Here is a 14,846-nt window from a genome sequence, read left to right as displayed (position 1 = left end):
TCGCCACGGGGCTGGATGGTGGCGACCCGCTTCGCCCGGCTCCGCCGCGCTCGCGATCGCCACGGGGCTGGATGGTGGCGACCCGCTTCGCCCGGCTCCGCCGCGCTCGCGATCGCCACGGGGCTGGATGGTGGCGACCCGCTTCGCCCGGCTCCGCCGCGCTCGCGATCGCCACGGGGCTGGATGGTGGCGACCCGCTTCGCCCGGCTCCGCCGCGCTCGCGATCGCCACCCTCAGCCACGCCCGCTTGGGGGCGGCTGCCAAGATGCATAGGACGTCAAAGTAGACGAAAGGGTCATTAGTCATGTCGGGACCACTCAGCGGGTTGCGTGTTGTCGAACTGTCCGGAATTGGGCCGGGCCCCCACGCGGCGATGATCCTCGGCGATCTCGGCGCCGACGTGGTGCGCGTCGACCGTCCCTCCGGGTCCCCGGGTGGCGTGGTCAAGGACGCCATGAACCGCAACCGGCGCGTGGTGACCGCGGACCTGAAGTCCCAAACGGGCCGAGAACTGGTACTCAAGCTCGTCGCCAAGGCCGACGTGCTGATCGAGGGCTACCGCCCCGGCGTCACCGAGCGCCTCGGCCTAGGGCCGGAAGACTGCGCCAAGGTGAACGACAGGCTGATCTACGCGCGGATGACCGGCTGGGGCCAGACCGGGCCGCGTAGCCAGCAAGCCGGCCACGACATCAACTACATCTCGATCAACGGCATCCTGCACGCCATCGGCCGGGTCAACGAGCGGCCGGTGCCGCCGCTGAACCTGGTCGGCGACTTCGGCGGCGGCTCGATGTTCCTGCTGCTAGGCATTCTGTCGGCACTGTGGGAGCGGCAGACCTCGGGCAAGGGACAGGTGGTCGACGCCGCGATGGTCGACGGGTCCAGCGTGTTGGTGCAGATGATGTGGCAGATGCGGTCCGCTGGCCTGTGGACCGATGTGCGCGGCACCAACATGCTCGACGGCGGCGCGCCCTATTACGACACCTACGAGTGCGCCGACGGCCGCTATGTTGCGGTCGGCGCGATCGAGCCGCAGTTCTACGCCGCGATGATCGAAGGGCTGGGACTGGACGCCGCCAGTCTGCCCCCGCAGAACGACGTCACCCGTTGGCCCGAACTGCGGGCGGTGCTCACCGAGGCGTTCGCCGCCCACGACCGCGACCACTGGGCCAAGGTGTTCGCCGATTCCGACGCATGCGTGACGCCGGTGCTGGCGTTCGGCGAAGTGCAGACGGAGCCGCACATCACCGAGCGGAACACCTTCTACGAAGTCAATGGTGGGTTGCAGCCGATGCCCGCCCCCCGTTTCTCGCGCACCTCGCCGGGCACACCCCGCCCGGCGCAGGAAGTAGGGGACATCGAAGCCATTCTCAACGACTGGGTATAGTCCCAACCAACCAGTAGGTTGGCTAACGGAGGGATATACACGTGGAGATCAGGGACGCCGTCGCAGTCGTCACCGGAGGTGCCTCAGGTCTGGGCCTGGCCACCACCAAGCGGCTGTTGGACGCCGGAGCACAAGTGGTGGTGATCGACCTCAAGGGTGAGGAGGCGGTCGCCGAACTCGGAGAGCGCGCAAAGTTCGCGCAGACCGACGTCACCGATGAGGACGGCGTCGCCAAGGCGCTGGATCTCGCCGAGTCCCTGGGTCCGGTGCGCATCAACGTCAACTGCGCCGGCATCGGCAACGCCATCAAGACGCTGGGCAAGGACGGGCCGTTCCCGCTCAAAGGGTTCCGGAAGGTGGTCGAGGTCAACCTGATCGGCACGTTCAACGTGCTTCGCCTCGCCGCCGAGCGGATCGCCAAGACCGAGCCGATCGGTGAAGAGCGGGGCGTCATCATCAACACCGCCTCGGTTGCCGCCTTCGACGGCCAGATCGGCCAGGCCGCCTATTCGGCTTCCAAGGGCGGCGTGGTTGGCATGACGCTGCCGATCGCGCGGGACCTTTCCCGTGAGCTCATTCGGGTGGTCACCATCGCGCCGGGATTGTTCAAGACGCCGCTGCTGGGTTCGCTGCCCGAGGAGGCGCAGAAGTCGCTGGGCAAGCAGGTTCCGCACCCGGCCCGCCTGGGTGACCCGGACGAGTACGGCGCGCTGGCGGTGCACATCGTCGAAAACCCGATGCTCAACGGCGAGGTGATCCGCCTCGACGGCGCCATCCGCATGGCACCGCGGTAAGCCAGGCGCAATAGCACTGCAGACGGAAAAGCCCCCCGCACCTAGCGGGGGGCTTATCTGTACGACACGGAGTCGGTTATCGACGGAACCACCGAGTGATGTCCGGTTCGGCCATGAGAAGCCGTGCAATTACGCCCATGATCGTCCTTAGCTCGCGGTGGGCAGCGGAGCCCACTCTTCGAACTGCTCCGAGGTCTCGCCCTCCACGAGCATGTCGCCGTGGTAGAGAGCCTCGAAGTCAGCCTTGATGACATCGGCACTGGTGTCGTCGATCCACATGACACTGAGCGTAGGAGTCGCGGTTAAGGATTCCTTGAGTCACGATTCGGAAAATGATGGCAATTCTTACCGACGGGTAGGTTGCGTCGAGGCGGCGCAAGTATACCCACTTCACGTCAGCGTTGAACCGTTTTTGAACTGCATCCGTCATCAAGGCAATGTTGTTTGACGCCTGTCAGTTAGCGTTGATAAGTTATCGCGGATACGGTGCGTGTCCATCCGGGGGGATCGCGCCTGCGGTGGAGGGACGCACATGCTTCAGTGGATAGCTCGATTGGCTATTGCGTTCCCGCGACGAATCATCGCCGTCGCGCTCTTAGTTTTCGTAGGCGCCGCGATCTTCGGCATCCCCGTCGCCAAGAGCCTGTCGCCGGGTGGCTTCCAAGATCCGAACTCTGAGTCGGCGCGCGCGATCCAAGTCTTGACCAAGAAGTTCGGCCAGAGCGGCCAGAAGATGCTCGTGCTGGTGACGGCACCGGACGGCGTCAACAGCAATCAGGCCCGCAAGGTGGGCACCGACCTGGTCAACGAGCTGCAGCGATCCCCGCTGGTGTACAACGCCACTTCGCCGTGGACCGACCCCACGGCCGCGGCTGAGTTGACCAGCCGCGACGGCAAGTCGGGGTTGATCGTGGTCAACCTCAAGGGCGGCGAGAACGACGCGCAGAAGAACGCCCAAACGCTGACCGACGACATCGTTCACGACCGTGACGGCGTCACGGTACGCGCCGGCGGCCCGGCGGTGGAGTACGCCCAGATCAACAGCCAGAACCAGGACGACCTCCTGGTCATGGAGATGATCGCCATCCCGTTCAGTTTCCTGGTGTTGGTCTGGGTCTTCGGCGGGTTGCTGGCCGCGGCGTTGCCCATGGCGCTGGGCGCGCTGGCCGTGGTCGGCTCGATGACGGTGCTGCGGTTGGTCACCTTCACCACCGAGGTGTCGATTTTCGCGCTCAACCTGAGCACCGCGTTGGGCCTGGCGTTGGCCATCGACTACACATTGCTGATCGTCAGCCGCTATCGCGACGAGCTGGCCGAGGGCGTCGACCGCGACGAGGCGCTGATCCGGACGATGGCGACGTCCGGTCGCACGGTGTTGTTCTCCGCGGTCACGGTCGCCTTGTCGATGTCAGCGACGGCGCTGTTCCCGATGTACTTCCTCAAGTCGTTCGCCTATGCCGGCGTGGCCACCGTGGCCTTTGTTGCGACCGCGTCCATCGTGATCACTCCGGCGGCGATCGTGCTGCTCGGCAACCGGCTGGACGCACTGGACGTGCGCCGCCTGATCCGTCGGGTCCTGGGCCGCCCCGAGCCGGTGCACAAGCCCGTCGAGCAGCTGTTCTGGTACCGGTCGAGCAAGTTCGTGATGCGCCGCTGGCTGCCCCTCGGTGGGGCCGTGGTCGCGTTGCTGATCCTGCTCGGGTTGCCGTTCTTTTCGGTCAAGTGGGGTTTCCCTGACGACAGGGTGCTCCCGCATTCGAAGTCGGCCCACCAAGTCGGCGACGAACTGCGCACCAACTTCGAGCACGATTCCGCGACCGCAGTGCCCATCGTGATCCCCGATGCCCGGGGACTGAACCCGGCGGACCTCGACGCCTACGCCGCGGCGCTCTCGCGCATTCCCGACGTGTCGGCCGTCAGCGCTCCCAGCGGGACGTTCGTGAGCGGGGAGCGCAAGGGGCCGCCGACTGCGCCGACGGGCCTGGCCGACGGCAGCGCGTTCGTGACCGTGAGCAGCGCCGCGCCGCTGTTTTCGGATGCCTCCGACGCCCAGCTCAAGCGTCTGCACCAGGTCGCCGGGCCCGGGGGCCGCGCGGTCCAAATGGCCGGCGTCGCGCAAGTCAACCGCGACAGCGTCGATGCGGTTACCCATCGGCTTCCGTTGGTGCTGGGCCTGATGGCCGTCATCACCTTCATACTGCTGTTCCTGCTCACCGGCAGCGTGGTGTTGCCGGCCAAGGCGTTGGTGCTGAACGTGCTGTCTTTGACCGCGGCGTTCGGGGCGCTGGTGTGGATCTTCCAGGACGGTCATCTCGGTGCGCTGGGGACGACGCCCAGCGGGACACTCGTCGCTAACATGCCAGTGTTGTTGTTCTGCATCGCTTTTGGGCTGTCCATGGACTACGAGGTGTTCCTGGTCTCGCGGATCCGCGAGTACTGGCTGACCTCGGGAGCCGCTCGTCCGGCCAAGCCGACCCCAGCCGAGGCGCACGCCGCCAACGACGAGAGCGTGGCGCTCGGCGTTGCGCGGACCGGCCGGGTCATCACCGCTGCCGCGTTGGTGATGTCGATGTCGTTCGCCGCACTGATCGCCGCGCACGTGTCGTTCATGCGCATGTTCGGCCTCGGCCTGACGCTTGCCGTCATTGCCGACGCCACGCTGGTGCGGATGGTCCTGGTGCCCGCGTTCATGCACGTCATGGGCCGGTGGAACTGGTGGGCGCCCAAGCCGTTGGTGTGGTTGCACGAACGGTTCGGCATCAGTGAGGCGGGTGCTCTCGATCAGTCCGATGCCGGCGCGGACCCGCGGGATGAAGAGCCGATAGCCGCCACCGTGAGCCGCGATGGTTGACGTTTCTACGGAGGGTATTCGCCGGTCTCGCGCTCGCCGTGGGTCCGGCGATCTGCTCCGGCAGCAAATCCTCGACGCGGCAACCGAGCTGCTGCTGGAAACGGGGCAGGCCAAGGCCGTGTCGATCCGGTCGGTTGCCCAGCGCGTCGGCGTCACGCCGCCGTCCATCTACCTGCATTTCGAAGACAAAGAGTCGCTACTTGACGCGGTGTGTGCCCGCTTCCTGGACAGGCTCGACGAAGCCATGGAGCAGGCGGCCATCGGGCAGCCGCCGACGGTCGACGTGCTGCGCGCGCAGGGTATGGCGTACGTGCGGTTCGCCCTTCAGACCCCTGAGCTGTACCGCCTCGCCACCATGGGTGAGTTTCGGTCCGGACGCCATGTCGACATCGCCCTGCACAGTTCGGCGTTCAAGCACATGCGCGCCTCGGTGCAGACGCTGATGGATCAAGGCGTCTACCGCAGCGACGACGCGACGACGATTGCCCTGGAACTGTGGTGCGTTTCGCACGGGATCGCGGCGATGTTCATCTCCAAGCCGCACCTGCCGTTCGGCGACGTCGAGGCGTTTGCCGACCGCGTGTTCGGGGCCGTCATCTGCGGCCACATGGTCGCTGGCCTGGTCGGGACCGGGGCGACGTTCCGTGAACTCACCGACTGGGCGTTGGCTCATCAATCCTGCCATTCACCAAGCGAGGAGCGACCGGCATGACCGCCGCGGCATCGGAAGTCCACCACCCGTTTTTCGCCCGATTCTGGTCCGTCTTCGTCGCTCACGAAGCCAAGGCGGTGAAGGCCTTGCGCCGCGAGAACCTGGCCGGCCTGTCTGGCCGAGTGCTGGAAGTCGGCGCCGGTACCGGGGCCAATTTCGCCTACTATCCGGAGTCCGTCGAGCAGGTCGTCGCAGTGGAGCCGGAACCACGGCTGGCGGCCATCGCACGTGATGCGGCATCCGGCGCGGCGATTCCGGTCGCGGTCACGGCCGAGACGGTCGAAGCGTTCAGCGACGGGGAACAGTTCGACGCCGTCGTCTGCTCGCTGGTGCTGTGTTCGGTGCACGACCAAGACGCAGTGCTGCGGCGCCTGCACTCACTGCTTCGCCCGGGCGGGGAACTGCGGTATCTCGAACACGTGGCCAGTGCCGGTGGCCGGGGACGATTCCAGCGGCTCGTCGACGCCACTTTCTGGCCCAGGATGCTGGGCAACTGCCACACCCACCGCGATACCGAGCGCGCGATAATCGGCGCCGGCTTCGAAGTGGCCGAAGCCCGGCGGGAATGGACGCTGCCGGTGTGGGCGCCGTTGCCGGTGTCCGAATTGGCGCTCGGCCGCGCGCGCAAGGCCGCCTGAGACTTGGCAGCCGACCCGACTACTTCAGCAACGTCGGCAACCGCTCCAACAGGCCGGGCAAGGCGCGACTCGCCGACTCGCGGATGCTGAGCGTGACATATGGGGTCAACGGTGTCGGCTCGGGATTCACCTCGACCACGGCGGTGCCCCGCGCCAAGGCCATCTCGGGCAACCCGGCCGCCGGATACACGATCGCCGACGTCCCCACGACGACGACCACGTCGGCGGACTCCATCGCGTCAACCGCGTGCCGCCAGGGTCCCTGAGGCAACGACTCGCCGAACCACACGATGTCCGGCCGGATCAGGCCGCCACAATGGCAGACCGGAGGTTCCACTTCGATGGCCGGCTCCGTCATCGCCGGCAGCTCCTCGTGAAAGGGCTTATTGCAATGCGCACAACGGAATTCGAACAAGCTGCCATGGAGATGGTGCACGGGAGAGCTGCCCGCGCGCTCGTGTAGGTCGTCGACATTCTGGGTGACGACGGTGACGTCGGCGTCCTTCTGCCAGTCGGCGATCGCTCGGTGGCCGGCGTTGGGTTCGACCGTTCCGACGAGGTAGTGGCGCCACAGATACCAGCCCCACACGCGCTCGGGGTTGCGTTCCCAACCCTGCACACTGGACAGCTCGTATGGGTCGAAACGGGCCCACAAGCCGTTCTTGTCATCGCGAAACGTCGGCACCCCGCTCTCCGCGGAGATGCCCGCGCCGCTCAGCACCGCCACTCGCATCCCACAAACATAGTCGTGCGTGATGAATACTGGGGATGTGGAGCTGCGAGATTTACTGCGGGTTGACGTCAAGGCGGGCAAGCCGCTATTCGACCAGCTCAGGACTCAAGTGATCGAGGGGGTCCGGGCCGGCCAGTTGCCGCCCGGCACGCGGTTGCCGACGGTGCGTGATTTGGCGGGCCAGCTGGGGGTCGCGGCCAATACGGTGGCCCGCGCCTACCGGGAGCTCGAGTCGGCGGCGATCATCGAAACGCGGGGTCGTTTCGGCACTTTCATCTCCCGCTTCGACCCGACCGACGCGGCGATGGCCGCCGCGGCCAAGGAGTACGTGGAGGTCGCCAAGGCGCTGGGGCTCACCAAGGAAGACGCCATGCGCTACCTACTGGCCGTCAACGACGACGGATAACCGAACGGTCAGCCGAATTCGAGCAGGGTCAGCACCGGGCGTAGCGAATCGAAGACCGTCATCCTGTAGACGGTGGACATGGCGGCGTTGAGTAGCGCGCCGCGGCCCGGCGGCAGGTGAATGTCGCGAACCGCGCGGACACCGGGCACCTTGTTCACCAGGTCTGCGGCCTCGCCGACGGACATGCTGAACGGCATCTGCGGCACCTTGTAGCGCAACGACGTCCGCATACCAAGCCGGCTCCAGATCGAGAACCAGCGGGGCGGCAGGTCGAAGAGCATTTGGCCACCCGGGAAATTCTTGGCACATTGCGCGATCAGATCCATGGACTGCTCGGGTTGCAGATACATCAGCAGCCCCTCGGCGGTGATGAACACGCCGTCGGACTGGTCGACCGAGTCCATCCAGCTGTAGTCCAACGCCGACTGGGCGCACACCGAAATTCGCGGGTCCGTCGGCAGCAGCTGTGCGCGGATATCGATGATCGGTGGTAGATCGACTGTGAGCCAACGGAACTGGCCGTCTGGGATCGCCGCGTCCAAACGCCAGAAGCTGGTCTGCAGACCCTCGGCCAGGGCCACCACGGTCGCCGACGGGTGCTGGCGCAGGTAGAGCTGCGTTTGGATGTCGAAAGCGCGTGCCCGCAGCGCGATGTCCTGGCCGGTGCGTCCGAACTTGGCGAAGTCGAACTGGATCGAGTCGACCAACCTGACCGCCATCGGATCATCGATCAGTGAATCGGGCCGGCGCGCTTCGGTGGCCCGGGAATTCAGCGTCAGCAGCGCCGTTTCGGAGACTCCGGCCAGGGTGACCTTTGCTCGCGACGAGTCTTCGGGAGGGGTCATGGCAACACCTTGTTCAGCACCTTTTCGAGGGTCCGCAGATTGCGGGTCGTGGTCGAGGACTTGTAACGCTTCTTGCCCATTGTCTGCCCGATGGTGCTGTCCAGGGTGCTGCCCTTGGGCACCTGCCAGTAGATGACTCCCTCGCCGGCGCTGATCCGCTCGTCCGGGCCGGCGGTCAGCGCGGCCAGTTCGTCGAGGACATCGGCGTCGGCAACGAAGGTCACGTAGGACTGGTAGCCCTCGACCTCGCGCTCAAAGGGGTACGCCGCGACGATCTCGCGGACCGTCTCGACCGGGTAGGCCAACACCCACGCGTCGTAGCCGAACCGTTCGCGCAGGGCGGCTTCGGCCTTCTTTCGTACCGTCGCGACTGATGAGCTCGATTCGAGGAGGATGTTGCCGGTGGCCAGGATGGTGCGGACGGCAGTGAAGCCGGCGTCGGTCAACGCGGCGGCCACGTCGGCCATCTTGAGGTTGACGCCGCCGACGTTGACGCCGCGCAGGAAGGCCGCGAATTCGGTCGCCTCGGATCGAGTCATGGTCCAATTCCACCAGTCCGGGTCGAGACGTAGGCTTTCGGCATGGGACGCCAAGTCTTCGACGACAAGCTGCTGGCCGTGATCAGTGGGAACTCTCTCGGGGTTTTGGCCACCATCAAGCGTGACGGGCGACCCCAGCTGTCCAATGTTTCCTATTACTTTGACCCGCGTCGCCTGGTGATCCAGGTGTCGATCACCGAGCCGCGGGCCAAGACCCGCAACCTGCGTCGTGACCCGCGGGCGTCGCTGCTCGTCGATGCCGACGACGGCTGGTCGTACGCCGTGGCGGAAGGTACGGCGGAGCTCACGCCGCCGGCCGCGGCTCCCGACGACGACACCGTCGAGGGACTGATTACCTTGTATCGCAACATCGCTGGTGAACATCCAGACTGGGATGAGTTCCGGGAGGCGATGGTCACCGACCGCCGGGTGCTCATGACGATGCCGATCACGCACGTCTACGGCTTGCCACCAGGTAAGCGGTAACCGGGTTAGGCTGCTGATATGCCTGAATCGGAATCCCCGGCCGACGAGACCAAGCGCAAGTTTCGCGAGGCGCTCGACCGCAAGCTGGCCAAGTCGTCCGGCGGCTCGGACCACAAAGACGGCAGTGACAAGAAGTCGCACGGACCGCACGGCCACGGGCCGGAGGGGAATCGCCGCGAATTCCGGCGCAAGAGCGGCGGGTAGCGTTGGCGGCGAGCCGTTTTGGGGCGCTGAGCTCTCGGGACCGCGGGCTGCGCTAAGCGGCCGAGCGGGTGAGAGCTAGAGTTCGACCATGAGTCAGCTCTGCCTCGCGCAAGAACCCGAGGCCGATCAACTGCTAGCCGAAAACCCGTTCGCGCTGCTGACCGGGATGCTCTTGGATCAGCAGATTCCCCTAGAAGTGGCTTTCGCCGGGCCGAAGAAGATCGCTGATCGGATGGGTAGCTTCGACGCCGCCGAGATCGCCGACTACGACCCCGAGAAGTTCGCCGCGCTGTGCTCGGAAAGGCCTGCGATACACCGCTTTCCGGGCTCGATGGCCAAGCGCATCCAGGCCCTGGCGCAGATCATCGTGGACCGGTACAACGGCGACGCGGCAGCGGTGTGGCAGGCCGGTGACCCCGACGGGAAAGAACTGCTGAAGCGGCTCAAGGGGCTGCCCGGCTTCGGCGAGCAGAAGGCGAAGATCTTTCTGGCTTTGCTGGGCAAGCAGTACGGCGTGCGGCCGCCGGGCTGGCAAGCCGCCGCCGGCGACTACGGGAAATCGGGCAGTTACCTGTCCGTCGCCGATATCGTCGATGCCGAATCCCTGGGGCGAGTGCGTTCCTATAAAAAGCAGATGAAAGCTCAGGCCTCTGAGAAAGCTAAAGGAAAGGCGGCCAAATGAAGACGCACATCACGTGTCCGTGCGGCGAGGCCATCGTCGGCAAGGACGAGGATGAACTGGTCGAGCTGACGCAGGCTCACTTGGCCGCTGTTCACCCGGGTCTCGAATACGACCGCGACGCAATCTTGTTCATGGCCTACTGACCTAGCCCCCCCAGTACCCGCGAGCGCGCGTGTTTGTACAGCGACACGCCGTGTACGACGTACATTTGCGCACCCTCGCGGCCGAAAGTTCTACGGCACCACCGTCGAGCCGATCGTCGGCATGAACTGGCACTGCCGTTCCTTGGTGGTGACCTGCCCGAAGATCGTCGACATGATGCTGCCCGATCCGGTGTCGACGATCGCGGTCAGCGTCGTCGGCCCGTCCGGGTTGATGTCGGGGCGCGGCTTGAGCGTCGCACTCCCGGACTTGCCGGTGGTCAGGTTTATCCAGGTCACGTTGAGGGGCAGTTTCTGCACATCGGCCGGCCCCGGGGTGCCGACGGCGGTGAACACGTAGGCGGTCTGACCCGGTCCGGGACCGGGCGCGGGAATGGGGGCCGGACCGGCCACCGACAACGCCGTCGCGAACGCGTTGGTGCCGTCGGCAATGCAGTTCGAGCCGATCGACGGGTACATGAAGTCCTGGGTGACGGGTGTGTCCGGCCCGAAACCCGGTGCCGGGGACGCGGCCGCCGCGGGAGCCGGAGCGGGCGCGGGTGCCGGAGCCGCCGCCGGGGGAGCGGCCGTGGCCGCGCCCGGCTGCCGGACGGGAACCTCGGCGCGCACCGGGTCCACGGGGCGCTGCGAGGAAAGGTGCGGTTCCGGAGCCGGCGGGGCAGCGGGCGGCGGGCCAGCCGCGTTATTGGGGTCGATGCCCGTCGGAAGGTGCGAAAGAGTGCCCGGCTGCACCCCCGCCGGAGGCACGTGCGGAACGCCCTCGGTCGGGACCACGCCGTTGGGGCCGGACGGCTCCGCGACGAACTCGCCGACCGATTTGGCGACGTTCTGGGCCTCGGCGGGAGCAGTGGGATTGCGTTGGGTGAACGCCTGAGCCGCGGCCATCAGCATCTGGGTGGCTTGGCCGGGGTTGGTGGCCGCCTGCTGGATTATCGGGCTTAACTGATCTAACGCGGGAAGCCCCGGTAGCTGTTGGATGGGGTTGGGCGGCGGTGTCGCCGGGTCGGCTGCCGCGCTCGGACTAAGAGCGAGCGCGGCAGCCGAAGTGACGACGACTGCGGCCAAACCTTTGGACAGACGCCAAGTGCTTGCCACGGTGTTCTCCCGGTGGTGGTTGTAGTGGTCAGTCGTCGAATGGATGGCTCAGGGCAGTGCCGCAAGCAGCGTCTGCGGCGGAGCCGGTGCGGCCGGGTTGGCCGGCGCCCCGGGAGCACCCGCCGCGGGCAATCCCGGAATTGCGTTGGTCAGGCCCGGCAGCGCCGCCTGGGCCAAACCGGGCAGCGCCGATGCGATGCCGGGAAGCGCCGCTGCAGGCGCCGTGGCCGCGGCCGGAGCCGCCGGCGCGGTGAGCCCCGGAAGTGGGGTGTTCACCCCGGGGATGGTCGGAACCCCGGCCGGCGGTGCGGTGTTGGCTGCAGCCGGCGCGGCGAGGGCCGGGAGCGGCGTGTTGACACCCGGAATGGATGGCACGCTCGCGGGCGCTTGTGCCGGTGCTGCCGGTGCAGCGATGGGGGCCGTGAGGCCAGGGATCGGAGTGTTCACTCCCGGAATCGACGGGACCGATGCGGGCGAGCCGGCGGGCGTCGACGGTGCGGCCGGGGACAAACCTGGCAGCAACGAGGTCGCGGCGGGTACTGGGTCGGGTGCCCGCGGCGTGGCCAGCGGCGGGGTCGCGCCCAGCGCCGTCGCGAAATTTTGCAGGATTTGCGGTGCATTGGCGGCTGTAGCGATCAGCTGCTGAGGAATGTTGCTCACGTCGGGCGCCGGCGCCGGTGCCGGATCTGCATGGGCGATACCGCCCGTCAATAGTGCGGCGGACGAACCGAGAAGGATGGCGGCGGCTCGTACGACGGTCCAAGTGGTTGGCATGGCTCTCCCTGGTTGTCGATGACAGGTCCCCCACAGGACCTGATGCCGAAGCTATCGCGGTACAGAAGTGACTCAAGTGACACGTGTGGCATTTATGGGATCGTTATTCATACGAGTGGTCACAGTGACCGGATCCGCGGCCCTCGATAGAGTCGGACGAATAGACACCATCTCGGCCGCCCCGGCGGCACCCCCGGGCCAACCACTGGCCAGACGGATCGCTCGCGCGGGGCCATTACTGCTGGCCCTGAGCGTTGGCGTGCGTTTCGCCTTGACCTACCTCGCGCCGCGCGGGGCGAACTTCGTCGACCTGCACGTGTACGTGAGTGGAGCCGCCGCACTCAACCATCCCGGCACCCTCTACAGCTACGTTTACGCAGATCAGACGCCGGATTTCCCGCTGCCGTTCACCTACCCGCCCTTCGCCGCGGTGGTGTTCTACCCGCTGCACCTGCTGCCATTCGGGCTCGTCGCCTTCTTGTGGCACGCCGCGATCGTGGCCTCGCTGTACGGCGTGGTGCGGATCAGCCAGCGGTTGATGGGCATCGGCGACGGAGGCGCGGGCCGGCGTGTTGCGATGTTGTGGACGGCCATCGCCATCTGGCTCGAACCGCTGCGCAGCAACTTCGATTACGGCCAGATCAACGTGATGCTGGTCTTGGCGTTGCTGTGGGGCGTCTACACCGCGAGATGGTGGTTGTCGGGTTTGCTCGTCGGTGTGGCCGCCGGGATCAAACTGACGCCGGCGATCACGGTCGTCTATTTTCTCGGCGTGCGGCGCTGGGCTGCGGCCGCATTCTCGGTCGTCGTCTTCCTGGGGACCATCGGCGTATCGCTGCTGATCGCGGGGGAGCAGGCGCGCTTCTACTTCACCGATTTGCTGGGGGACGCGCGGCGGGTCGGGCCGGTCGGCACCTCGTTCAACCAGTCCTGGCGCGGCGCGATCTCCCGGATCCTGGGTCACGACGCCGGCATGGGCCCGCTGGTCCTGGCCGCGCTCGCGGTCACCGCCGTCGTGGCGGTGTTGGCTTGGCGAGCGCTCGACGAGTCGGATCGGCTGGGCAAGCTGCTGGTGGTCGAACTCTTCGGGTTATTGGCGTCACCGATCTCCTGGACCCACCACTGGGTGTGGCTGGTGCCGTTGATCATGTGGCTGCTGCAGGGCCCGATGCGCGAGCGGCTGGGCACGCGAATCCTGGGCTGGGGCTGGTTGGCATTGACCGTCGTCGGCGTGCCGTGGCTGCTGAGCTTCCAGCAACCGACCATCTGGGAGATCGGCAGGCCCTGGTATCTGGCCTGGGCGGGGCTGATCTACGTGGTGGCGACGCTGGCGACGTTGGGCTGGATCGCCGGCCAATATGTGCGGACGCGCCGAGATGCGCCGGCGGAAGTCGAGTAGTCACCGCCCGACGTCACCATGACGACCCGCCGAGCGTCACGTTGGGGTGACGGACGTTGGTGTCGGGTGGGCTGGTGTGGTGGCGACGCGCCGAGCGTCACGTTGGTGTGGCCGTCGACGCCGAGCGTCACGCCAGGGTGACACGCCGATGGTGTCGGGGGGTTTGCGTTTGCGGCGACGCGCCGAGCGTCACGTTGGGGTGGCTGTCGACGTCGAGCGTCACGTTGGCGTGACGGGCCGGCGGTGTCGGGTGGGCTGGTGCGGTGGCGACGCGCCGAGCGTCACGTTGGGGTGGCTGTCGACGTCGAGCGTCACGTTGGGGTGACGGGCCGAACGGCCGACGGGATCGACGAATGAAATCCGACCGGGTTCCCCACCGGCTTTGCGTGGGGGTCGAGGTCCAACCGAAGGTCGACGAGTAGCTGGGCGCCGAGAATGTAGTTTCTCCAACACGCCACTTTCCGACGCTTTGCTGGATGACAATGAGGTGGCCGCACTAGTGAGTTCAGGGGAGCAACTATGTCGTCATATGTGATCGCTTTGCCCCAGGTATTGGCCACGGCCGCAGAGGATTTGACCAGTATCGGATCCGCGGTGACGGCGGCGAACGCGGCGGCGGCGAACTCGACGACATCGTTGGCGGTCGCGGCAGCCGACGAGGTGTCGGCGGCGATTTCGGCCCTGTTCGGCGGCTATGCCCTTGAGTACCAGGCCGTCAGCGGGCAGGTGGCGCTGTTCCATCAAAATTTCGTGCGGGCGGTGGCGACGGGCGGTTTGATGTATTCGACCGCCGAGGCCACCAACGCGGGAATTCTCCAGCCGATACTCGACCTGATCAATTTGCCCACCAACATATTGTTCGGGCGTCCGCTAATCGGTAATGGAACCGATGGCGCTCCGGGAACCGGGCAAGCCGGTGGGCCGGCCGGCTTCCTGATCGGCAACGGCGGAAACGGCGGTTCGGGCGGGACCGGCCAGGCCGGCGGGCCCGGGGGTGACTCCGGCCTGTTGTTCGGCAACGGCGGGGCCGGCGGGGCCCCCAAAGCCGCCGAAGAAGCCACCCGCACCTGCTGCCATTCGGGCTCGTCGCCTTCTTGTGGCACGCCGCGATCGTGGCCTCGCTGTACGGCGTGGTGCGGA

At 66.6% G+C, this 14,846-nt stretch carries 18 protein-coding genes; 12 read left to right on the top strand and 6 right to left on the bottom strand.

Translation table 11 applies throughout. The features are described 5' to 3' along the window. Positions 1–304 precede the first annotated feature (304 nt). Together BST27_RS19365 and BST27_RS19360 are read left to right on the top strand one after the other, a co-directional pair. A complete protein-coding gene (locus BST27_RS19365; RefSeq protein ID WP_069419850.1) occupies positions 305–1,387 on the top strand; it encodes a CaiB/BaiF CoA transferase family protein in 1,083 nt (360 codons plus the stop codon). Positions 1,388–1,428: 41 nt separating this feature from the next. Then, positions 1,429–2,181: a 3-hydroxyacyl-CoA dehydrogenase gene (locus BST27_RS19360; protein ID WP_069419849.1), complete on the top strand. Its 753-nt coding sequence runs from the start codon at positions 1,429–1,431 to the stop codon at positions 2,179–2,181. Positions 2,182–2,328: 147 nt separating this feature from the next. Here BST27_RS19360 and BST27_RS34555 read toward each other — a convergent pair whose 3' ends face one another. Continuing rightward, positions 2,329–2,460, bottom strand: a complete 132-nt coding sequence (locus BST27_RS34555; RefSeq protein ID WP_139805246.1) for a hypothetical protein — start codon at positions 2,458–2,460, stop codon at positions 2,329–2,331. Between the two features lie 253 nt (positions 2,461–2,713). On the opposite strand from BST27_RS34555, the gene BST27_RS19355 reads away from it, so the two are divergent. From BST27_RS19355 to BST27_RS19345, 3 genes are read left to right on the top strand one after another with little or no spacing between them, the layout of a single operon-like run. Then, entirely contained in the window at positions 2,714–5,032 is a 2,319-nt protein-coding gene (locus BST27_RS19355; protein ID WP_069419848.1) for an MMPL family transporter, read from the top strand. Next, positions 5,025–5,744 (top strand): TetR/AcrR family transcriptional regulator, encoded by a 720-nt coding sequence (locus BST27_RS19350; RefSeq protein ID WP_069419847.1) that lies wholly within the window; start codon positions 5,025–5,027, stop codon positions 5,742–5,744. Before BST27_RS19355 ends, BST27_RS19350 begins: the two co-directional genes overlap by 8 nt. Next, a complete protein-coding gene (locus tag BST27_RS19345) occupies positions 5,741–6,382 on the top strand; it encodes a class I SAM-dependent methyltransferase (protein ID WP_069419846.1) in 642 nt (213 codons plus the stop codon). The genes BST27_RS19350 and BST27_RS19345 overlap by 4 nt, the downstream gene beginning before the upstream one ends. Before the next feature lie 19 nt (positions 6,383–6,401). On the opposite strand, the gene BST27_RS19340 is transcribed toward BST27_RS19345, so the two are convergent. Beyond that, positions 6,402–7,115 carry an NAD-dependent deacylase gene (locus BST27_RS19340; protein WP_069419845.1) on the bottom strand — a complete coding sequence of 238 codons (714 nt, stop codon included), beginning with the start codon at positions 7,113–7,115 and terminating at the stop codon, positions 6,402–6,404. Positions 7,116–7,152: 37 nt separating this feature from the next. Between BST27_RS19340 and BST27_RS19335 the strand changes: the two genes are divergently transcribed. After that, positions 7,153–7,521, top strand: a complete 369-nt coding sequence (locus BST27_RS19335) for an Rv1152 family transcriptional regulator (RefSeq protein ID WP_069419844.1) — start codon at positions 7,153–7,155, stop codon at positions 7,519–7,521. An 8-nt stretch (positions 7,522–7,529) separates the two neighbouring features. Here the strand turns inward: BST27_RS19335 and BST27_RS19330 are convergent, their stop codons facing one another. After that, entirely contained in the window at positions 7,530–8,366 is an 837-nt protein-coding gene (locus tag BST27_RS19330; protein WP_069419843.1) for a class I SAM-dependent methyltransferase, read from the bottom strand. Beyond that, a complete protein-coding gene (locus BST27_RS19325) occupies positions 8,363–8,905 on the bottom strand; it encodes a DUF1697 domain-containing protein (RefSeq protein WP_069419842.1) in 543 nt (180 codons plus the stop codon). The genes BST27_RS19330 and BST27_RS19325 overlap by 4 nt, the downstream gene beginning before the upstream one ends. A gap of 42 nt (positions 8,906–8,947) precedes the next feature. Here BST27_RS19325 and BST27_RS19320 point away from each other — a divergent pair, with 42 nt between their 5' ends. The 4 genes from BST27_RS19320 (at position 8,948) to BST27_RS19305 (ending at position 10,420) form a co-directional block, all read left to right on the top strand. Beyond that, entirely contained in the window at positions 8,948–9,391 is a 444-nt protein-coding gene (locus BST27_RS19320; RefSeq protein ID WP_069419841.1) for a PPOX class F420-dependent oxidoreductase, read from the top strand. 18 nt (positions 9,392–9,409) lie between these two features. Next, positions 9,410–9,595, top strand: a complete 186-nt coding sequence (locus BST27_RS19315) for a DUF5302 domain-containing protein (RefSeq protein WP_069419840.1) — start codon at positions 9,410–9,412, stop codon at positions 9,593–9,595. 88 nt (positions 9,596–9,683) lie between these two features. Next, positions 9,684–10,277, top strand: a complete 594-nt coding sequence (locus BST27_RS19310) for an HhH-GPD-type base excision DNA repair protein (protein ID WP_069419839.1) — start codon at positions 9,684–9,686, stop codon at positions 10,275–10,277. Continuing rightward, complete coding sequence (locus tag BST27_RS19305) at positions 10,274–10,420, top strand: DUF1059 domain-containing protein (RefSeq protein WP_069419838.1); 147 nt, start codon at positions 10,274–10,276, stop codon at positions 10,418–10,420. Before BST27_RS19310 ends, BST27_RS19305 begins: the two co-directional genes overlap by 4 nt. Before the next feature lie 90 nt (positions 10,421–10,510). Here the strand turns inward: BST27_RS19305 and BST27_RS19300 are convergent, their stop codons facing one another. Together BST27_RS19300 and BST27_RS19295 are read right to left on the bottom strand one after the other, a co-directional pair. Then, complete coding sequence (locus BST27_RS19300; protein WP_069419837.1) at positions 10,511–11,533, bottom strand: Rv1157c family protein; 1,023 nt, start codon at positions 11,531–11,533, stop codon at positions 10,511–10,513. 48 nt (positions 11,534–11,581) lie between these two features. After that, complete coding sequence (locus tag BST27_RS19295) at positions 11,582–12,307, bottom strand: hypothetical protein (RefSeq protein WP_069419836.1); 726 nt, start codon at positions 12,305–12,307, stop codon at positions 11,582–11,584. Between the two features lie 94 nt (positions 12,308–12,401). Between BST27_RS19295 and BST27_RS19290 the strand changes: the two genes are divergently transcribed. Both BST27_RS19290 and BST27_RS19285 read left to right on the top strand, forming a co-directional pair. Beyond that, positions 12,402–13,706 carry a mannosyltransferase gene (locus tag BST27_RS19290; protein WP_069419835.1) on the top strand — a complete coding sequence of 435 codons (1,305 nt, stop codon included), beginning with the start codon at positions 12,402–12,404 and terminating at the stop codon, positions 13,704–13,706. A 519-nt stretch (positions 13,707–14,225) separates the two neighbouring features. Next, on the top strand, positions 14,226–14,846 hold a 621-nt coding region (locus BST27_RS19285), incomplete at its 3' end, for a PE family protein (protein WP_139805244.1).

This window comes from Mycobacterium intermedium, from assembly GCF_002086275.1.
GTDB classification, from domain to species: Bacteria; Actinomycetota; Actinomycetes; order Mycobacteriales; family Mycobacteriaceae; genus Mycobacterium; species Mycobacterium intermedium.
Note: the sequence above shows the minus strand (reverse complement) of the source record. Positions and strands in the feature narration are given on the sequence as shown.